The organism is Achromobacter sp. RW408 (assembly GCF_003184165.1).
GTDB lineage: Bacteria > Pseudomonadota > Gammaproteobacteria > Burkholderiales > Burkholderiaceae_B > Achromobacter > Achromobacter xylosoxidans.
The window spans coordinates 16,532-35,344 of record NZ_QHHO01000002.1; the positions used below are offsets into that span (position 1 = coordinate 16,532).

The window sequence follows — 18,813 nt, forward strand, 5'->3', positions numbered from 1 at the left end:
CCTTCATCAGGAGCTTTTCCATGGGCCCAATCCCTTCCTCCATCCTCTCGGAATTCGAGACCGAAGAACAGGCGGTCAGCTACGACCGCTGGTTCCGCGCGAAGGTGCAAGCCAGCCTGGACGATCCGCGTCCCGCCGTTTCGCATCAAAGGGTGATGGCCCGCATCGATGCCATTATCGAAACGGCGTGCCGTCGTCAGCTGGATCCGCAAGACGGAGAAAACTGAAAAAAAGCTTGAAGCACGTCATGGGGGGACGTCAATCGCGCCCGGCCCCGGACGCGGCCCGGCTTTCCCATGCTCGACGTATCCTGGCTTCAAACCGCCGCAGACGATCTGGCGGGGATCATCTCCTACATCGCCGAGCGTAGTCCGCAGGCGGCACGCGACCTCCGGCAACGCATCGACAATGCCGTGCTGTCCCTGGCGCGGCACCCTTGCCGATATCGAGCCGGCCGCGTCTCTGGCACGCGCGAATGCGTCGTACACCCTAATTACGTGGTGGTCTACCGGGTGACCGCGTTGGCGATCGAGGTCGTCAACATCGTACACGCCCGCCGGGAATATCCCCCCTAGCGACGGCCCTGGCGCCGCGCTGCGGCCGCTTGCCCGGCGTCGCATCGGACGCCCGGCGAGGCATGAACCGCCTCGCCCCGCCTGAAACGGTTCCGATAAAACGTCCCTTATTTCAATAGGTTAGATGACCACGGGGTTGCAAATTATTTACGCTGAGTACTTGCCATTGCATGAACAAATGCCGATAATTATTCTCATGTACATTTGCGTATGTAATGCCATCACCGAACGCCAAGTCCGCGCCAGCGTGGACGCGGGCGCGACGTCGCTTTCCGACCTGCAGTTCGAGCTGGGCGTGGCCACGTGCTGCGGCTGCTGCGCGGCCACCGCCGCCGAATACCTGCCGGGCGGCCGCTGTTCCAGCGTGTGCGATGTGCGCTCGATCGCCGTTCCGGTCAACCCGCCGGCCACCATGGCCGAACCGGGCACGTCCGCGGCGAACAGCAGCTATCCGGTCATCCAGGTCGCCGTCGCCTGAGCGGCGCCGCCACCTGCCACGGCTTGCAGGCCCAGCCCTGCAAGCCGTTGTGTTTCCGTTTCACAAAAATCCCTGATCATTCCCGCCAACTGGCGCACTGGCTCGCGCGCTGGTTCGGACAGGCATAGCGCCAGCTCGGACGGCGGCACCGCGGGCAGCGCGTCGTCGACCAGCCGATGCCCCGCGGCGATGCAGCGGCGCTCCAGCAATGCCACCCCCAGTCCTCCCGCCAGCGCGGCCTGTATTCCCATCAGATTGGGGCTTTCGTAAGCGATGCGCCAGCGGCGTGCAGCGCGTTCGAGCGCGTGAATCGCGCGGTTGCGGTAGATGCAGCCCTGCGGAAAGGCCACCAAGGGCACCGGTTCGGTGCTGGCGGGCAGGGCTGGCGCGCCCGCGATCCAGTGCAAGTGTTCCCGCCAGGTCGCCAGGGCCGGCCCGGCGCCGGGTTCGCGCTTGAGCAGCGCCAGATCCAGGTCGCCCCGTTCCAGGCCGCGGGTCAGGGCCACGGTCAGGTCGCAGCGCACCGACAGCCGGACGCTCGGCCGGGCGCGGGCGAACTGCGCCACGATGGCCGTGAGCGTGTCGGCGGCGAAATCGTCGGGAATGCCCAGCCGGATCACCTCGACCCGCTTGCGGCCGCTGACCGCCTCACGCACTTCGGTGGACAGCGCCAGCATGCGGCGCGCATAGCCGAGCAGGCGTTCGCCGTCCTCGGTCAGGTGGACCTGGCGGCCTTCGCGCACGAACAGCGTGCATTCGAGGGTCTCCTCGAGTTTGCGGATCTGCTGGCTCACGGTGGACTGGCTGCGGTGCACCCGTTCGCCGGCGCGGGTGAAGCCGCCCGCGTCGACGACGGAGACGAAGCTGTGCAATAGATCGAGATCGAGCATGGGAGGCGCCTTTGCATCGGTTTTTCAAATACTTTTGATCCAAATAAAGCGTTTGTCAATGGATAGGGCCGCGCCCAGAATGGGCTCATCTTCCTTTGCCCGGACCTGCTGCCATGAAGGCGTCATCGACTTTGCCCGCCACCGCCCTGCCCGCCGACGCGCCGATGGGGGTGGCCTGGGCGCCCATCGCGGCATTCTGTTTCCTGTGGAGCTCGGCGTTCGCGGCGGCCAAGATCGCGGTGCGCGACTGTCCGCCGCTGACCCTGTTGACCATTCGCTTCCTGATCGCTGGCGCCCTGATGCTCGGCGTGGCCGCGGCCAGCGGCCGGTGGTCGCGGCCCGGCGCCCGCGATCTGGCGGCGCTGGTGCTTCTGGGGGTCTTGAACAACGCGGCCTACCTTGGCCTGAGCTGGAGTGGCATGACGACGGTGTCGTCCGCATTCACCGCGGTGCTGATCAGCACCAATCCGCTGTTGATCGGCGTGTTGGCCGGCCCGGTGCTGGGCGAGCGGCTCGGTTGGCGCAAGATGTTCGGGCTGTGCCTGGGCCTGGCGGGCGTGGCGCTGGTGCTGCGCTCGCGGCTGTCGGGCATGCAGGAGGATCTGCATGGCACCCTGCTGGTGACAGGCGGCCTGGTGGCGCTGGTGGCGGGCACGCTGCTCTACAAACGCCTCAAGCCGTCGACGGGACTGTGGATGGCGACGGGCATCCAGTCGCTGGCCGGGGCGGTGGCGCTGATGCCGGTGGCGCTGCTGCACGAGAGCCTCGGCGACGCGCGCATGACGGCCAGCCTGTTCTGGAGCATGGCCTACATGATCGTGGCGGTGTCCATTGGCGGTTATTACCTGTGGTTCATGATCCTCGGACGCGCCAGCGCCACCGCGGCCAGCGCGCTGCATTTCCTGATGCCGCCGCTGGGCCTGCTGTTCGGCTGGGTGGTATTGCGCGAGTCGGTGTCGTGGCTCGACCTGCTGGGCATCGTGCCGATCGCGTTCGGCATCTGGCTGGCGACGCGGCGCGCCGCCTAGGCGCGGGCAGCGCGCGCGTCAAGCTGGCCGAGGCTGGGGCGTGCGCGTGGCGCGGCACCTCGCGCAGCACGCCAGGGTTGGGTTTGCACAACGTGGCGTGCGGTCGGAACGGTCTGATAGATTCATGGCGTCATCACGCCATTCACGCGGTGCGGCGCGCTTGAAATGCCGCGGCAAATGGGACGCCCGTGTCCGCCCAGCCCGCGAAACCGCGATGCATTGCCCGCAGGACATCGCGCATGCATACTCATTCTCATTCGTCTGTCGCTTTCTTGTAGCGCTCGTAAAGCGGTTTACCAAATGCGCGCCAAGGCTAGGCGCGGCCCCGCGGCCGATGTTAGTCTGCCGGGGTTGCGTACTCGCGGCATCGTGCGCTTCTTGTCGCGATGCAGTGCGCGTCGCGCCTGACTGCAAGGAGTCCATCATGAAAGGCGATAAAACCGTCATCCAGTTCCTGAACAAGCAACTGACCAACGAGCTGACGGCGATCAACCAGTATTTCCTGCATGCGCGCATGTTGAACCACTGGGGTTTCGACAAGCTGGGCAAGCACGAGTACGAAGAATCCATCGGCGAAATGAAGCATGCGGATCGCCTGATCGCGCGCATCTTCATGCTCGACGGCCTGCCCAACCTGCAGGACCTGCACAAGCTGCTGATCGGCGAGGACGTGCCGGAACTGCTGGCCTGTGACCTGAAGCTGGAGCAAGGCGCCCAGGCCACCGTGAAGGAAGCCATCGCCTATTGCGAATCGGTGCGTGACTACGTTTCGCGCGACCTGTTCCAGGACATCCTGGACGATACCGAAGAGCACATCGACTATCTGGAAACCCAGATCGACCTGATCGACAAGGTGGGCCTGCAGAACTACCTGCAAAGCCAGATGTCCGTGCCCGACTGATCGATCAGCCCGGCATGAAAATGGCGCCCCTCGGGGCGCCATTTTTTTGCGTGATCGCGCGTGGCGCGATCTGGACGATGCGGCTTACTGCGGGCGCGCCGGGCACTCGGCCATCGTGCCCCAGGCCCGGTTGGGACCGCAGTATTTGTTGCGGGCCGCCCACGAGCACGAGGGGCGCTCGAAGAAGCCCTGCGTGGCACAGTGGGCCAGTTCGCGCTTGAGCGCATCCTGCCATCCGGGCGCGCCGGGGGCGGGCGACGAATTGGGCGGGGGCGGCGCCTGCACCATTTGCGTATTGCCGTAGCCAGCCGCCTGCTGCCCCGGGGCCTGGCCCTGCCCGCCATTGACGGCGGTGCCGGTGCCGGGCGCCTGCAGGTCGAGCGTGCTGACGTCTGATGTGCCTTGCGGCAGCGGCACTTGCGAGGCGGCGGCGATTTCGCGCGCCTGGTCCTGGCTGATGCGCTCGCGCGAGATCTTCACGGCGGGATCGCTGACGGTGTCGAAAAGCGAGACGGTATTGATGGCCCACTCGCGGTCGGCCGGTTTGTCGGGCACGCCGAGCGTGCCATCGATGCGCGGCTGCGGCGGCTGCGCCACGTAGGGGCGCCCGTTGGCATCGAGCACGGGCTGCTGCGACGCGGCCGCATCCTGGCCGGGCGCGGGCGCGGCCTGCGGCGCATGCGCCACCAGCCAGTCACCCAATTGAATACCGCCCCAGGCCGACGCGCCAAGCGCCAGCAGGAGCGTTGCGAATAATAAACGCCAAGACATTGCTACCCTCAATCTGCCGTGCGGTACCCGAACGGGTCTACGCCTTGTCTCCGAAAACCTTGCCGCCGTGCTCGCGCATGGCGTGGAATTTCACATCCGGATACAGTTCCTCGGCCACGCGCAACTGCGCGGGGGAACTGATCAAAAACGCCGCCGCATCGACCACATCATAGGCGATATGGGCGGCATTGGCATCCATGAACTTGCGCAGCGCCTTGGGGTTATCAGAGGTAATCCAACGTGCCATTGTGTAGCGCGAAGGCATCATCCGGGCGTCCACGCCGTACTCGGTCTTGAGGCGGTGGGCCACCACTTCGAACTGCAGCTGGCCGACCGCGCCCAGCAGCAGCGAACCGCCGGCGGCCTCGGGGCGGAACACCTGGATGGCGCCCTCTTCGCCCAGCTGCGTCAGGCCGGTGCGCAATTGCTTGGTGCGCAGCGGGTCCTTCACTTCGACGGCCTGAAACAGCTCGGGCGCGAAGAACGGCAGGCCCGTGAATTGCAGCGTTTCGCCCTCGGTCAGCACGTCGCCCAGTTGCAGCACGCCGTGGTTGGGGATGCCGATGACGTCGCCGGCATAGGCCTCGTCCAGCAGTTCGCGGCGTTGCGACAGGAACGACACCACGTTGTTGGGGCGCATTTCCTTGTTGGTGCGCGCGACCTTCAGGCGCATGCCGCGCTCGAAGCGGCCGGAGCTGACGCGCACGAAGGCGACGCGGTCGCGGTGAGCCGGATCCATGTTGGCCTGCACCTTGAACACGACGCCGGTGAACTTGGGTTCCTCGGGCTGCACTTCGCGTTGCAGCGCGACGCGCGGGCCGGGAGGCGGGGCCTGCTCGACCAGCGCGTCCAGCACTTCCTGCACGCCGAAGTTGTTGATGGCCGAGCCGAAGAACACCGGGGTCTGCTTGCCGGCCAGGAACTGGTCGCGGTCGAAGGCGGGCGCGGCTTCATTGATCAGCTCGATCTCGCCGCTGGCCTGGTCGAAGGCCGAACCGAAGCGGCGCGCGATCTCGGGGTTGCTCAGGCCTTCGATGAAGTCGTCGTTGTCCGAACGGCGCTCCTGTCCGGGGCGGAACACGCGCATGCGGTCGCGGCGGATATCGAACACGCCGCCGAAGGCCTTGCCCATGCCCACCGGCCACGAGAACGGCACGGCGTCCATGCCCAGATGGCCTTCGATTTCCGACAGCAGCTCGAGCGGTTCGCGCACTTCACGGTCCATCTTGTTGATGAACGTGATGATGGGCGTGTTGCGCGCGCGGCAGACCTGCAGCAGGCGGATGGTCTGCGGCTCGACGCCGTTGGCGGCGTCGATCACCATCAGCGCGGCGTCGACCGCCGTCAGCACGCGGTAGGTGTCTTCCGAGAAGTCCTGGTGGCCCGGGGTGTCGAGCAGGTTGATGACGCAGTCGCGGTATTCCATCTGCATCACCGACGAGGCCACCGAAATGCCGCGCTGCTTTTCGATTTCCATCCAGTCGGAGGACGCGTGGCGCGAGGCCTTGCGCGCCTTGACGCTGCCGGCGATCTGGATCGCGCCTGCGAACAGCAGCAGCTTTTCGGTCAGCGTGGTCTTGCCCGCGTCGGGGTGGGAAATGATGGCGAAGGTACGGCGCCGCGCTACTTCTTGTGGGATGTTCATGATCGGAGGATTCAACCTGACGCCGTGGCCTGGGCCCGGCGCGGTCCGGTATCGTGCATCGAAACAAGCGGGGCACGCGCCGTTGCCGGCGCGTGCCCCGCGCGTGGAAATTCAGGAATGGCGGCGGAACGAAGCCAGGAACACGCCGGCCAGGATGAACAGCGAACCGAAGGTGCGGTTCATCCAGCGGATGTGCTTGGCGTCGCGCAGCAGGCGCAGCACGCGCGCCGCCAGCAGCGTGTACACGCCCATCGCCACCAGGTCGGTGAACGCCAGCGTGCCGGCCAGCGCCGCGTACTGCGGCGTCAGCGGCAAGGCGGTGTCGACGAACTGCGGCACCACGGCCAGCAGGAACACCGTGCCCTTGGGGTTCATGGTGTTGATCAGGAAGCCGCGCATCACCAGCTCGCGGATCGAGGCCTGCTTGGGATCGCCGGCATCGACCGCGACCGGCGCGGCGTCGGTGCGGATCTGGCGCACCCCCAGGTAGATCAGGTAGGCCACACCCAGGTACTTGACCACGTTGAAGGCCATCTCGGAAGTGGCCAGCACCGCGCCCAGGCCGACCGCGACCACCACGAACTGGAACAGGATGCCCATGATCAGGCCGGCCGTGTTCCAGTAGCCGCGGGCAAAGCCGTACTTCAGTCCGGAGGACATCGCGGAGATGGCCCCCGCGCCGGGCGAGAACGAAATGGCCCAGGAGGCCAGGAAGAACGTCAACCAGGTGGAAAGAGGCATGATGGCGCGGGTCCGTGGGTCGCAGTTACAGGTATGCCGCTGATATTACTTGGAGAGCAGCGCCGCGCGTGGGCCGCCGGCCGGACGGCCGCCGTTGCCGGCGGGACGGGCGCTGCCTTCGGGACGGCGATGGTTCTGCTGCGGGCGGGCGTCGCCGCGGCCGGCGTGGGCCGGACGGTCGGAGGGCTTGCCGTCGCGCTGGCCCTGGCTGCCGCGGTTGTCGCCGCCGGCGCGGGCCGGCGCCGGGGCGCGGCCGCCGTTGGCGTTGCGCGGCGCGGCGTTGGCCGGGCGCGAACGGGGCGCGCCGGCATTGCCGCCGCGGCCGCCGTTACGGCCGCCGCCACGCGGCTGGCGCGAGTCTTCGTCGCGTTCCTGGCGTTCGAAGGCGGCGGCGCTGGTGGCGGGCGGGGTCCAGTCGGCCACCGGCTTGCGCTCGATCGTCTTCTTGATCAGGCGCTCGATGTCCTTGAGCAGCTTGATCTCGCTGTTGTCCACCAGCGAGACCGCGGCGCCGGTGGCGCCGGCGCGGCCGGTGCGGCCGATGCGGTGCACGTAGTCTTCCGGTACGTTGGGCAGTTCGAAGTTCACCACCTGGGGCAGCTGGTCGATGTCCAGGCCGCGCGCGGCGATGTCGGTGGCCACCAGCACCGTCACGGTGCCGTCCTTGAAGCCGGCCAGCGCGCGGGTGCGGGCCGACTGGCTCTTGTTGCCGTGGATCGCGGCGGCGGTCAGGCCGTCCTTGACCAGCTTTTCGGCCAGGCGGTTGGCGCCGTGCTTGGTGCGCGTGAACACCAGCACCTGGTGCCAGCCGCTTTCGCGGATGATGTGGCTGATCAGGTCGCGCTTGTGGTGCTGTTCGACCAGGTGCACCGTCTGGGTGACCAGTTCGGTGGCGGTGTTGCGCGGGGTGACCGAGACTTCGCCCGGATCGTTCAGCACGCCGCGCGCCAGCGCGCGGATCTCATCGGAGAAGGTGGCCGAGAACAGCAGGTTCTGGCGCTGCTTGGGCAGCAGGGCCAGGATCTTGCGGATGTCGCGGATGAAGCCCATGTCCAGCATGCGGTCGGCTTCGTCCAGCACCAGGATCTCGACGCCGGACAGGTCGACCGTCTTCTGGCCGCAGTGGTCCAGCAGGCGGCCGGGGGTGGCCACCAGGATGTCCAGCGGCTTGCGCAGGGCGGAGATCTGGGGGTTGATGTTGACGCCGCCGAACATCACCATGGACGTCAGCGAGGTGTGCTTGCCGTAGGTCTGCACCGATTCGGCCACCTGCGCGGTCAGTTCACGCGTCGGGGTCAGGATCAGGCAGCGCGGGCGGCCGGCCTTGCGGGCTTCCGGCTTGCGCTGCATCAGCAGATGCAGGATGGGCAGCGTGAAGCCGGCGGTCTTGCCGGTGCCGGTCTGGGCGGCGGCCAGCAGGTCGCCGCCCTTGAGGACCTGCGGAATCGCCTGGGCCTGGATGGGGGTGGGCGCGGTGTAGCCGGTATCGGCAATGGCGCGCAACAGGGAATCAGCCAGCCCGAGGTCGGCGAAAGAGGAAGAGGTAGTCAAAACAACTCCAGCGGCAGCCCGTCGCTCAAGTTGAGAGACTCCAATCCAGGCGGACGAATAAGGAGAAAAGGGAAGCGCCCCTGAGGGCGAAGCTTGGCGGCGAAGTGCCTAGCGGACGCGTGCGGATTGGCAAAGCACGCCTGGCGATTGTAGCCGATGCCGCGCTGCCGCATAAGGGACGCGCGCTATCGGTATAGCGAAGTAACATTTTGCACATAAAAAGCACGAAATTAGTGTAATCCCTAGTCCACGCTCCCTATAATCCGTCGGCTTACCTCCACCAAAAGAATTAAGGGTTGCTATGAAAAAGGCGGCAATAGCGGGTCTGGTCGTTGCACTGGGCGCAATCTGGACCGGCACGGCCTGGTACACCGGCCAGAAGGCCGAGGCGTTCGTCAAGCAGTCGATCGAAGACGGCAACGTCGAACTGCGCAAGCTCGGCGAAAAATGGGGCGTGACGCCCGTGATCGAACTGATGTCGTTCGAGCGCGGCGTGTTCTCGTCCACCGAGCGCTACCGCGTCAAGTTCGCCCTGCCCGCCAAGGATGGCAAGCCGGCCGAGGAACGCGAGATCCAGTTCGTCGAGCACCTGTCGCACGGCCCCTTCCCGTTCTCGAACCTGGCTTCGGGCAAGCTCGCGCCGGCGATGGTCGCCAGCCGCTTCCAGATCGAGGAAACGCCGGCGATCAAGGGCTGGTTCACCGCCACCAAGGGCGCCACGCCGCTGTCCGGCGCCTATAGCGTCAGCTACGGCAAGAACGTCACCGGCACCTTCAATCTGGCGCCGGCCGAAGCCTCGACCGACAAGACCAAGCTGACCTTCTCCGGCATGACCGGCGACGTCGACTTCGACACCAAGAGCAAGCACGGCGTCCTGGCGCTCAAGAGCGACAGCCTGACGCTGGCCGGTCCGGCCGGCGAGAGCGATATCGTCGGCATGGCGGTCAAGGGCATCACGCTCAACAGCGACCTGGCGCCGGGCAAGAACGACATGGCCATGGGCAGCCAGAAGCTGGTCCTCAAGGAATGGACCATCACGTCCAAGACCCAGCCGCCGGTGCTGCTCAAGGACACCAGCATCGCGGTGGACCTGGCCGAGGCCGATGCCGGCGTGAACGCCAAGATGGTGCTGGACTTCGGCATGATCAATGTCAAGGAAAAGGACATGGCGGGCCTGCAGCTGGCCATCGGCATGAAGAACATGGATCCCAAGGCGCTCAAGGCCCTGAACGACGTCTATGAAGCGTCGTCGCGCCGCATGATGCAAAGCGGCGACGACGAGGCCAAGCCCGAGTTCACGCCCGAAGAGCAGCAGATCCTGAAGACCAACGTCGAACTGCTGCTGGCCGGCAACCCCAGCCTGTCGGTGTCGCCGCTGCAGGTGCGCACCGCCAACGGCACCTCGACCTTCAACCTGGACGTGGACCTGGCCAAGCCGGCCTCGACCGACAAGCCGGCCAGCGACCTGGCCATGGAAGCCATCCGCAAGCTCAACGCCAAGCTGGTGCTGTCCAAGGCCAACGTGGCCGACCTGATGGCGATCGAGCCGCAGATGCGCGGCGTGCCGGCCGACCGTGCCGCCCAGACCGCCAAGGGCCAGGCCGAAATGGTCGGCACCATGGCGGTGGCGATGGGCGTGGCCAAGGCGGAAAACGACAACATCGTTTCCTACCTGAACTACGCCGACGGCCAGGTCGACTTCAATGGCAAGAAGATGCCGCTGCAACAGTTTGTGATGATGGTCATGAGCGGCGCGATGGGCGGCATGCGCTGAGGCGCGAACACGACTTCGGCGCCGGCATGATGCCGGCGCCCCATGCGGGCTGCGGCGCCATCGGGCGCGGCAGCCCGTTTTTCATGCGCGGCGTATGCTGTCACGGATCCGGTCCGCAAGGCCGGATGGCATCGACGAACGCGGGAAGGACACCATGAGGAAATTTGCAGCCGTGGGTTGCGCCGTGCTGGCGCTGGGCGCGATCTGGACGGGCACGGCCTGGTACACCGGCAAGCAGCTGGAGACCGGCATGGCGCAACTGGTCGACAGCGCCGATCAGTTGGCGCGGCAGATCGGCGTGAAGACGGGCGAACCGTTGTCGTTCGAGCCGTTGTCGTATGAACGAGGCGTGTTCACGTCGCAGGCGCGCTATCGGCTGAAGACGGGGCCTTCGCCGGAGGACGGCGCGGCCGCGGCGGGGCACGAGTACGAGATGGTGGTGCGCCTGGACCATGGGCCGTTCCCCCTGTACCGCCTGGTGCGGGGGCACCTGTTCCCGGCCATGGCGGCCGCGCGGGCCGACCTGGCGCAGACGCCTTCGGTCGACACCTGGTTCGCGGCTGCCGGGGGCGCCGTGCCCGTGACGGCCGAGGCCGTGGCGGGCTATGGCCGCGACATCAGCGGCACGCTGGAGCTGGCGCCGGTCGAGCGCGTGCGCGACGAGTCGCGCTTCAGCTTCTCGGGCCTGAAGCTCCTGGCCGACGTGGCCGCCGGCGGCAAGCACACCACGGTGGACATCCACTCGGGCCGCGCCGAGCTGTTCGAGCCCTACACCAAGGACGGCGAGCGACATACGCGCCGCCTGGCCATGCGCGACCTGGCGATCAGGTACGACGCAAGCCGCGCCGCCGATGAGGCGGGTACTGCGGCCACCCGCGCGAGCCTCAAGCAATGGACCATCGAGATCGACGGCGAACCGGTCACGCTGCGCGACGTCGTCGTGAGCACCGATGCCAAGGGCGCCGAGAGCGCGATGAACGCCAAGCTGGCCGTGCAGGTCGCGGGCATCGACACGCGAGCCGGACAGGCGGCCAATCTGCGCCTGGCCGCCGAGGCGCGCAACTTCGACATGGCGTCGTTCCGCGCATTCCAGGCGTCGGTGGAGGCCGCCCGGGGCGGCGCCAGCCTGGGCGACAAGATGGTGGGCGCGGGCCACCTGATGAAGTTCCTGCTGGCCCAGCCGGGCTTTTCGCTGTCGCCGCTGCAGGTCGATACCGCCAACGGTTCTGCGACGCTGCGGCTGGACCTGGATCTGAGCGCGCCCACGCTGTGGAACCACTCGCCGGGCGCAGTGGTCAAGGAAACCGTGCGCAAGCTCGATGCGCGGATGTCGGTGCCGGTCGTCAGCCTGGCCGACCTGATCGCGGTGCGGATGCGGGCCGAAGGCATGCCCGAGGCCGCCGCGCGCGAGGCGGCTGGCCGTCGGGCCGAGGAGATGCGCGACCGCTTCCTGCGCGGCCAGTGGGGGCGCCTGGAGGACGGCAAGCTGGTCGCGAGCCTGAACTACGAGGGCGGCCAGGTGGACGTCAATGGCGAACGCATGCCGGTCGAGAGTTTCCTGAGCTGGCTGATGGCGCGCGGCGTGAAGTAAGGCGCGCCAGCGCCGCCTTCCCGCCTTGCCTGTCAGGCCGGCAAGGCGCCCGACATGACTTCGCCGTTGCGCAGCACCGCCACGTGGAAGCGCTTGTCCGCGGCTTGCATGATGTCCTCGGTCGGGTCGCCGCGCACCAGCAGCAGGTCGGCCGCGCAGCCCGGTTCCACCACGCCGTGGCCGGCCATGCCCATCAGGTCATGGCCGCGCGAGGTGGCCGCGACCAGGGCGTCCACCGGCGTCATGCCGAACTCCACCATGTAGGCCAGTTCCATCGCGTTGTCGCCATGCAGGTTGAAGGGCGTGCCGGCATCCGTGCCCAGCGCGATGCGCCCGCCCGCCTTGTAGTACATCTGGATGGATTCGCGATGGCGCTGTTCCACCGCGCGCGCCTTCTCCACGGCATAGGCGGGAATGCCATTGTCGGCGTTGGCGACGATGTTGCGCACCGCGGCGATGGTCGGCACCAGGTAGGTCTCGGCCGCCAGCATTTCTTCCAGGCACTGCGCGTCCATGAAGATGCCGTGCTCGATCGAGTCGATGCCGGCGCGCACCGCGTTCAGGATGCCCTGCGTGCCCTGGGCGTGGCTGGCGGTGCTCTTGCGAAAGCGCTTGGCCTCGTGCACGCCCGCCTTCATCTCGTCGAAGCTGTAGTGCGCGTCCATCGGGCTCACGCCCGGCGTCATGACGCCGCCGGTGGCCATGATCTTGACCAGGTCGCAGCCGGCGTGGACTTGCTCGCGCACCGCCTTGACCACTTCTTCGCAGCCGTCGGCGACGCGGCCGATGCGATTGCCGTGGCCGCCCGTCATGCAGATGATGCGGCCCGAGGCCTTGATGGTCGGGCCAGGGAACACGCCGCGCGCGATGGCGTCGCGCACGCCGAATTCCAGGTAGTCCTTGCCGCCGCAATCGCGCAGGGCCGTGAAGCCGCCGCGCAGCGCGGCCTGCGCGTTCTCCAGCGCGGTCAGCGTAATCTGGGCTGGGCCCTGTTTCGACATCTGCGTCTGCGGGTCGGCGCCGCCGGTGTAGACCAGGTGCACGTGGCAGTCGGCCATGCCGGGCATCAGCGTCATGCCGCCGGTGTCGACGCGCCGTCCGGCAAAGCCGTTGAATTCGGCCGCCGGCGCCACCCACGTGACCTGCTTGCCCTCGACCAGCACGCCGTGGCCCGGCAGGATCCCGCCACGTCCATCGAACACCTTGCCGCCGATGTACAGGGTCTGTGGCAACGCACTCATGTCTCGCTCCTTGTCGTGTGGGTGGGGTTCAGCCCTCCACCTCCAGGCCCTCGCGGGACATGGATTGCAAGCGGGGCATCAGCCCCAGCAGGTGCTGGCTGTAGGGATGCTGCGGATGCTCGAACAGCGCTTCGGTGTCCGCCACCTCCAGCAGTTCGCCGTAGCGCATCACGCCGACGCGGTCGCACATCTGGCGGATCACGGGCAGGTCGTGGCTGATGAACAGCATGGTCAGGCCGAGTTGTTCCTGCAGGTCCTTGAGCAGGTTCAGGATCTGGGCCTGGATCGACACGTCCAGCGCCGAAGTGGGTTCGTCGCAGATCAGGAAGCGCGGCCGCGTGGCCAACGCCCGGGCGATGCAGATGCGCTGGCGCTGGCCGCCGGAGAACTCGTGCGGGAAGCGCTCGGCGGCGCGCTCGCCCAGTCCGACCACGTCGAGCAGGTCGGCCACCACGCGGCGCGCTTCGGCCTCGCTGGCCGCCAGTTTGTGGAAACGGATCGGCTCGGCCACGATGTCCAGCACCCGCATTCGCGGGTTGAGCGACGAGAACGGATCCTGGAAGATCATCTGGATCTGGCGCCGGAACGGGTTGAGCTGCTTCTCGCCCTTGAGCGCGGTCAGGTCGGTGCCGCCGAACGTGACCGAGCCGGCGCTGGGCGTATACAGGCCCGAGATCAGCCGCGCGACAGTGGACTTGCCCGAACCGGATTCGCCCACCAGGCCGAACACCTCGCCCTCGCCGATCGTGAAATTGACGCGCTTGACCGCGTCCAGCGTGCGCTGGTTGCGCTTGAGGAAGGCGCTCTTGAGCACGAAGCGCATGCTCAGGTCCCGGACCTGCACCAACGGCCCTTCGCCGCGCGCCCCGAAGTCGCGCCGCTGGCCCAGCCAGTGGGTGGCCAGGTCGAGTGGTTTGGTGGGGGTCCTGACGTCCTCGATGTAGGTGACCAGCGGAAAGCGCTTGAGCTTGATGTCCGGGCGCGGCACGGCCGAGATCAGGCTGCGGGTGTAGGGATGATCGGGGTCGCCCAGGATCTTGGCGGTGGGCCCCTGCTCGACCAGCTTGCCGTGGTACAGCACCGCGACGCGGTCGGTGACGTCGGCGATCACGCCCATGTCGTGGGTGATGATGATCATGCCGACCTGTTCCTGGCGGCAGAGCTTTTTCAGCAGTTCCAGGATCTGCGCCTGGATCGACACGTCGAGCGCGGTGGTGGGTTCATCGGCGATGATGACTTCGGGCTCGCAGCACAGCGCCAGCGCGATCACCACGCGCTGCCGCATGCCGCCCGAGAACTGGTGCGGATACTGCTGCACGCGCAGCTCGGGCTGGTCGATGCCGACCTGGGCCAGCAATTGCACCGCGCGCTTCCTGGCCTGGTCGTGGGTCAGGTCCAGGTGCACCAGCATGGTCTCGACCAGCTGGCTTTCCACGGTCTGCAACGGGTCGAGCGAGGTCAGCGGATCCTGGAAGATCATGCCGATGCGGCGTCCGCGCACCTTGCGTTGCTGCGCGGGCGTCAGCGTGTCGATGCGTTCGCCGTTGAGCAGCACCGCGCCGCCGGCCAGCCGGCCGGGCGCTTCCAGCAGGCCGATCACGGCGTTGCCGATGGTCGACTTGCCGGCGCCGGATTCGCCGACCACGCCCAGGATCTCGCCTTTCTCCAGCGACAGCGACACGCCGTCCACCGCCACCAGCGTGCCGCGGCGGCTGGGGAATTCGATGCGGATGTCTTCGATGTTCAGCAGGGCCATGGCATCCTCAGCGCAGCTTGGGGTTGAGCGCGTCGCGCAGCCAGTCGCCCAGCAGATTGACCGACAGCACCAGCGCGACCAGCGCGATGCCGGGGAAGATCGAGATCCACCACATGCCCGAGAACAGGTAGCTGTTGCCGATGCGGATCAGCGTGCCCAGCGACGGCGCGGTCGGCGGCACGCCCACGCCCAGGAACGACAGCGTGGCCTCGGTGATGATGGCAATCGCCAGGTGGATGGTGGCGATCACCAGCACCGGACCCATGACGTTGGGCAGGATGTGGCGGCGCAGGATGGTGATGGGGCCGATGCCGATCAGCCGCGCCGCCTGTACGTATTCCTTGTTGCGTTCCACCAGCGTCGAGCCGCGCACGGTGCGGGCGTACTGCACCCAGCCCGAGATGCCGATGGCGAAGATCAGCACATACAGGGCCAGTTCGTCGTGCATGTCGCGCGGCAGCAGGCCGCGCGCCACGCCGTCGATCAGCAGCGCCACCAGGATGGCGGGGAACGATAGCTGCACGTCGGCGATGCGCATGATGAAGCTGTCGACGCGGCCGCCGGCGTAGCCGCTGATGAGGCCCAGCGTGACGCCCAGCACCATCGAGAACAGCACCGAGGCGAAGCCCACCAGCAGCGACACGCGCGAGCCGTAGAGGATCGCCGACAGGATGTCGCGGCCCTGGTCGTCGGTGCCCAGCAGGAAGTCGGCGCTGCCGCCCTCCTGCCAGGCGGGCGGGGTGTTGGCGTCCATGATGTTCAGGGAAGCCAGGTCGAACGGATTGTGCGGCGCCACCACCGGCGCGAACAGCGCGCCCAGCAGGATGGCCAGCGTGACGGCGGCGGCGACGATGGCGCCGGGCGAGCGCTTGAAGCTGTGCCAGAGGTCACTGTCGGCGGCGCGCGCGAAGAAGGGAGCGATGCGGGCGTTCATGAGGCGGTTCCCTTATTTGCTCTGCACGCGCAGGCGCGGATCGACGGCGAAGTACAGCAGGTCGACGACGAGGTTGATGACGACGAACATGAAGGCGATCAGCACCAGGTAGGCGGCCATCACCGGGATGTCCACCATGCTGATGGCCTGGATGAACAGCAGTCCCATGCCGGGCCACTGGAACACCGTTTCGGTGATGATGGCGAAGGCGATGATGGAGCCGAGCTGCAGGCCGGTGATGGTGATGACCGGCACCATGGTGTTCTTGAGCGCATGGCGGAAATTGATCAGGCGTTCCGGCAGGCCGCGGGCCCGGGCGAACTTGATGAAGTCGGCGCGCAGCACTTCCAGCATCTCGGCGCGCACCAGCCGCATGATCAGGGTCATCTGGAACAGCGCCAGCGTGACGGCCGGCATGATCAGCGCCAGCAGGCCGGATTTGGTCAAAAAGCCCGTGGTCCACCAGCCCAGCCCGACCACGTCGCCGCGCCCGAAGCTGGGCAGCCATCGCAACTGCACGCCGAAGAACAGGATCAGCAGGATGCCGATCAGGAAGGTGGGCAGCGAGATGCCGGCCAGCGAGATCGCCATGAAGGTCTTGGACAGCACGCCGTGGCGCTTGAGCGCGGTGTAGATGCCCATGGGGATGCCGAGCGCCAGCGCCATCACGGCGGAGACGAACGACAGCTCCAGCGTGGCTGGCAGGCGCTCTTCGAGCAGCTCGCTGACCGGCCGCCGGTGGCGGTAGGAAATGCCGAAGTCGCCACGCACCGCGTTGGCGACGAAATGCGCGTACTGCACCACGAACGGATCGTTCAATCCCAACTGTTCGCGCAGCTGCTCGCGCTGTTCGGGCGTGGTGTCCTGCCCGACCATGCTGGCGATCGGATCGCCGACATAGCGGAACATGGAGAACGCGATCAGCGCCACCGTCAACATCACCAGCACCGACTGGATCAGCCGCTGCGCAATAAAGGAAAGCATGGTTGGATGCCCTCTTGGTCGGATAACGCCGGGCCGCGCGTTGCCGGTCGTGGCAAGCGGGGCTGGGCCGGGCGCGCCCGGACGGCGGGCGCCGTCGCGGGGGTCGCATCAACACGGCGCCGCGCACGCCCTGCGGCGTGGCGCGGCGCCCGGGGACTACGGCAGGACCACGTCGCGCAGGTCGAGCACGTCGTCGGCGCGCTGGATGACCTTGATGTTGTCCTTCACGCCCCACGACATCGGCTGCTGGTGCAGCGGCAGGTAGCCGAAATCGCTGCGCACGATGCCGAAGGCTTCCTTGATCATCGCGTTGCGCTTGGCCTGGTCGGTCTCGACGCCGATCTTGGCGGTGAGTTCGTCGACCTTCTTGTTGCAGTAGCCACCCAGGTTGAACTGGCCCGCCGCCGTCTTGGCGTCGCGGCACGCGGCCAGGTTCAGCAGCGTGTTGTGCGCGTCGGTGGAGCTGGGCGTCCAGCCCAGCATGTACATGCTGGTCTGGTTGCCGGCCTGCAGCAGGATCTTGCCGAAGTACTTGGACTTGGTCTGCGCCAGCAGGTTGATCTTGATGCCGACGCGCGCCAGCATGCCGGCCACCGCCTGGCAGACCTTCTCGTCATTGACGTAGCGGTCGTTGGGGCAGTCCATGGTGACGGTGAAGCCCTTCGGATAGCCGGCCTCGGCCAGCAGCTTCTTGGCGCGTTCCGGATCCGGCTTGTAGGGCGCGCCGAACGATTCGTCGTAGCCGTTGATGGCGGTGGCGATCAGCGAACCGAGCGGCTTGGCCGCGTTGCGCATGATCTTCTCGTTGATGGCCTTGGTGTCCACGGCCAGCACCACCGCTTCGCGCACCTTCGGGTCCTTGAAGGGGTTCTTGCCCTTCACGTCCGAGAACAGCAGTTCGTCGCGATCCTGGTCCATGCCGATGAAGATGGCGCGGGCTTCGGGCGCGGTCAGCGGCTTGACGCCCTTGGCGTCTTCCAGGCGCTTCCAGTCCTGCACCGGCACCGGCTGCACCAGGTCCATCTCGCCGGAGATCAGCGCGGCCACGCGCGTGGCTTCCTGCGTGATCGGCTGGAAGATGACCTCGTCGACGTTGGTCTTGATGTTCTTATTCCAGTAGCCGTCGTAGCGTTTGAGCACGGTCTTCACGTCGGGCTGGCGCGACACCAGCATGAAGGGGCCGGTGCCGTTGGCGTTGAGGTTGGCGTAGTTGCCCTGGTTGTCGCCCTTGACGTTGGTGGCCTCGGTGGTCTTGTTCTTCTCCGACCACGTCTTGCTCATGATGTAGAGGAACACCCATTCGCGCGGCAGGATCGGGTTGGGCGTGGGGGTGGTGACCTCGATGGTGTAGTCGTCGACCTTCTTGATGTCGGAGGCCTTGGCGCCGTAGCCCTTCATGTCGGAGCCCGGCGTGAGGCTGCGCTTCCAGGAGAAGATCACGTCATCGGCGGTGAAGGGCGAGCCGTCGTGGAACTTCACGCCCTTGCGCAGCTTGAAGACCCATTTGGTGGGCTCCGGGTTTTCCCAGCTCTCGGCCAGCAGCGGCGTCAGTTTCAGGTTGCCGTCATAACCGGCCAGCGTTTCGTAGATGTTGCCCTGGAAGCCCAGCGTGAAAGTCTCGTTCAACGCCATCGGGTCCATCGACGTGGCGTCGCCTTGATAAGACCAGTGGAAGGTCTTGGCGGCCGCGCCGGCGCTGAACGCCAACGAGGCTGTCAGTGCAGCCGCCAGCGCCGCTTGTTTCAGGTGGGGGAAAGTACGCATAGCCCTCATGCTCCGTAATGCGCGGATAGCGCGACAGAAGTGATAGGGCCCTGGCCCCACGGGGAGCCGGGGCATGGCGTTGCTGCTACGAGGAAAGGCGGTTCACGGTAGATCCAACCCCTTGTGATTGTCATGGCGGGATGGACCGCACCGATGCAGAACGAATCTTATAGAGCGATTCGTTTAAGC

Annotated in this window: 17 protein-coding genes; 7 read left to right on the forward strand and 10 right to left on the reverse strand. The window is 66.8% G+C overall.

Annotated elements, in window-relative coordinates; all coding sequences use genetic code 11:
- The first annotated feature begins 20 nt into the window (after positions 1–20).
- The 3 genes from DK459_RS00435 (at position 21) to DK459_RS00445 (ending at position 1,053) form a co-directional block, all read left to right on the forward strand.
- Positions 21–227, forward strand: a complete 207-nt coding sequence (locus DK459_RS00435; protein WP_024067400.1) for a hypothetical protein — start codon at positions 21–23, stop codon at positions 225–227.
- 69 nt (positions 228–296) lie between these two features.
- Positions 297–575, forward strand: a complete 279-nt coding sequence (locus tag DK459_RS00440) for a type II toxin-antitoxin system RelE/ParE family toxin (protein ID WP_006386989.1) — start codon at positions 297–299, stop codon at positions 573–575.
- A gap of 178 nt (positions 576–753) precedes the next feature.
- Positions 754–1,053 carry a bacterioferritin-associated ferredoxin gene (locus DK459_RS00445; protein WP_006386990.1) on the forward strand — a complete coding sequence of 100 codons (300 nt, stop codon included), beginning with the start codon at positions 754–756 and terminating at the stop codon, positions 1,051–1,053.
- Here the strand turns inward: DK459_RS00445 and DK459_RS00450 are convergent.
- On the reverse strand, positions 1,023–1,943 hold the full coding sequence (locus tag DK459_RS00450) for a LysR substrate-binding domain-containing protein (RefSeq protein ID WP_006386991.1): 921 nt from the start codon (positions 1,941–1,943) through the stop codon (positions 1,023–1,025). The genes DK459_RS00445 and DK459_RS00450 overlap by 31 nt on opposite strands.
- A gap of 113 nt (positions 1,944–2,056) precedes the next feature.
- On the opposite strand from DK459_RS00450, the gene DK459_RS00455 reads away from it, so the two are divergent.
- On the forward strand, positions 2,057–2,971 hold the full coding sequence (locus DK459_RS00455) for a DMT family transporter (protein ID WP_024067401.1): 915 nt from the start codon (positions 2,057–2,059) through the stop codon (positions 2,969–2,971).
- Positions 2,972–3,395: 424 nt separating this feature from the next.
- A complete protein-coding gene (gene bfr / locus DK459_RS00460; RefSeq protein ID WP_006386993.1) occupies positions 3,396–3,872 on the forward strand; it encodes a bacterioferritin in 477 nt (158 codons plus the stop codon).
- Positions 3,873–3,956: 84 nt separating this feature from the next.
- Here the strand turns inward: bfr and DK459_RS00465 are convergent, their stop codons facing one another.
- The 4 genes from DK459_RS00465 to DK459_RS00480 all read right to left on the reverse strand — a co-directional run bounded on the left by DK459_RS00465 (position 3,957) and on the right by DK459_RS00480 (position 8,580).
- Positions 3,957–4,643, reverse strand: a complete 687-nt coding sequence (locus DK459_RS00465; RefSeq protein ID WP_006386994.1) for a hypothetical protein — start codon at positions 4,641–4,643, stop codon at positions 3,957–3,959.
- A 37-nt stretch (positions 4,644–4,680) separates the two neighbouring features.
- Positions 4,681–6,288 carry a peptide chain release factor 3 gene (locus DK459_RS00470; RefSeq protein ID WP_020925644.1) on the reverse strand — a complete coding sequence of 536 codons (1,608 nt, stop codon included), beginning with the start codon at positions 6,286–6,288 and terminating at the stop codon, positions 4,681–4,683.
- A gap of 111 nt (positions 6,289–6,399) precedes the next feature.
- Complete coding sequence (locus tag DK459_RS00475; RefSeq protein ID WP_006386996.1) at positions 6,400–7,029, reverse strand: LysE family translocator; 630 nt, start codon at positions 7,027–7,029, stop codon at positions 6,400–6,402.
- 45 nt (positions 7,030–7,074) lie between these two features.
- Positions 7,075–8,580: a DEAD/DEAH box helicase gene (locus DK459_RS00480; RefSeq protein WP_054442533.1), complete on the reverse strand. Its 1,506-nt coding sequence runs from the start codon at positions 8,578–8,580 to the stop codon at positions 7,075–7,077.
- A gap of 301 nt (positions 8,581–8,881) precedes the next feature.
- Between DK459_RS00480 and DK459_RS00485 the strand changes: the two genes are divergently transcribed.
- On the forward strand, positions 8,882–10,354 hold the full coding sequence (locus DK459_RS00485) for a YdgA family protein (RefSeq protein ID WP_006386998.1): 1,473 nt from the start codon (positions 8,882–8,884) through the stop codon (positions 10,352–10,354).
- Between the two features lie 154 nt (positions 10,355–10,508).
- Complete coding sequence (locus tag DK459_RS00490; RefSeq protein WP_232254246.1) at positions 10,509–11,945, forward strand: YdgA family protein; 1,437 nt, start codon at positions 10,509–10,511, stop codon at positions 11,943–11,945.
- A gap of 32 nt (positions 11,946–11,977) precedes the next feature.
- Here the strand turns inward: DK459_RS00490 and DK459_RS00495 are convergent, their stop codons facing one another.
- The 5 genes from DK459_RS00495 to DK459_RS00515 all read right to left on the reverse strand — a co-directional run bounded on the left by DK459_RS00495 (position 11,978) and on the right by DK459_RS00515 (position 18,624).
- The gene (locus DK459_RS00495; RefSeq protein ID WP_024067405.1) at positions 11,978–13,186 is read right to left on the reverse strand and encodes an amidohydrolase family protein; all 1,209 of its coding nucleotides are present in this window, start codon (positions 13,184–13,186) and stop codon (positions 11,978–11,980) included.
- A gap of 28 nt (positions 13,187–13,214) precedes the next feature.
- Positions 13,215–14,942: an ABC transporter ATP-binding protein gene (locus DK459_RS00500; RefSeq protein ID WP_110134351.1), complete on the reverse strand. Its 1,728-nt coding sequence runs from the start codon at positions 14,940–14,942 to the stop codon at positions 13,215–13,217.
- Between the two features lie 7 nt (positions 14,943–14,949).
- A complete protein-coding gene (locus tag DK459_RS00505; RefSeq protein ID WP_054433689.1) occupies positions 14,950–15,876 on the reverse strand; it encodes an ABC transporter permease in 927 nt (308 codons plus the stop codon).
- Positions 15,877–15,888: 12 nt separating this feature from the next.
- Entirely contained in the window at positions 15,889–16,860 is a 972-nt protein-coding gene (locus DK459_RS00510; protein WP_054442537.1) for an ABC transporter permease, read from the reverse strand.
- A 156-nt stretch (positions 16,861–17,016) separates the two neighbouring features.
- Positions 17,017–18,624, reverse strand: coding sequence for an ABC transporter substrate-binding protein (locus DK459_RS00515; protein ID WP_024067409.1), 1,608 nt, complete (start codon positions 18,622–18,624; stop codon positions 17,017–17,019).
- Positions 18,625–18,813 lie beyond the last annotated feature (189 nt).

Coding starts and splice junctions, on each gene's coding strand:
- DK459_RS00510 (WP_054442537.1), bottom strand. CDS start 16,860: ATGCTTTCCTTTATTGCGCAGCGGCTGATCCAGTCGGTGCTGGTGATG.
- DK459_RS00500 (WP_110134351.1), bottom strand. CDS start 14,942: ATGGCCCTGCTGAACATCGAAGACATCCGCATCGAATTCCCCAGCCGC.
- DK459_RS00440 (WP_006386989.1), top strand. CDS start 297: ATGCTCGACGTATCCTGGCTTCAAACCGCCGCAGACGATCTGGCGGGG.
- DK459_RS00455 (WP_024067401.1), top strand. CDS start 2,057: ATGAAGGCGTCATCGACTTTGCCCGCCACCGCCCTGCCCGCCGACGCG.
- DK459_RS00485 (WP_006386998.1), top strand. CDS start 8,882: ATGAAAAAGGCGGCAATAGCGGGTCTGGTCGTTGCACTGGGCGCAATC.
- DK459_RS00465 (WP_006386994.1), bottom strand. CDS start 4,643: ATGTCTTGGCGTTTATTATTCGCAACGCTCCTGCTGGCGCTTGGCGCG.
- DK459_RS00515 (WP_024067409.1), bottom strand. CDS start 18,624: ATGCGTACTTTCCCCCACCTGAAACAAGCGGCGCTGGCGGCTGCACTG.
- DK459_RS00475 (WP_006386996.1), bottom strand. CDS start 7,029: ATGCCTCTTTCCACCTGGTTGACGTTCTTCCTGGCCTCCTGGGCCATT.
- DK459_RS00490 (WP_232254246.1), top strand. CDS start 10,509: ATGAGGAAATTTGCAGCCGTGGGTTGCGCCGTGCTGGCGCTGGGCGCG.
- DK459_RS00470 (WP_020925644.1), bottom strand. CDS start 6,288: ATGAACATCCCACAAGAAGTAGCGCGGCGCCGTACCTTCGCCATCATT.
- DK459_RS00495 (WP_024067405.1), bottom strand. CDS start 13,186: ATGAGTGCGTTGCCACAGACCCTGTACATCGGCGGCAAGGTGTTCGAT.
- bfr (WP_006386993.1), top strand. CDS start 3,396: ATGAAAGGCGATAAAACCGTCATCCAGTTCCTGAACAAGCAACTGACC.
- DK459_RS00435 (WP_024067400.1), top strand. CDS start 21: ATGGGCCCAATCCCTTCCTCCATCCTCTCGGAATTCGAGACCGAAGAA.
- DK459_RS00445 (WP_006386990.1), top strand. CDS start 754: ATGCCGATAATTATTCTCATGTACATTTGCGTATGTAATGCCATCACC.
- DK459_RS00505 (WP_054433689.1), bottom strand. CDS start 15,876: ATGAACGCCCGCATCGCTCCCTTCTTCGCGCGCGCCGCCGACAGTGAC.
- DK459_RS00450 (WP_006386991.1), bottom strand. CDS start 1,943: ATGCTCGATCTCGATCTATTGCACAGCTTCGTCTCCGTCGTCGACGCG.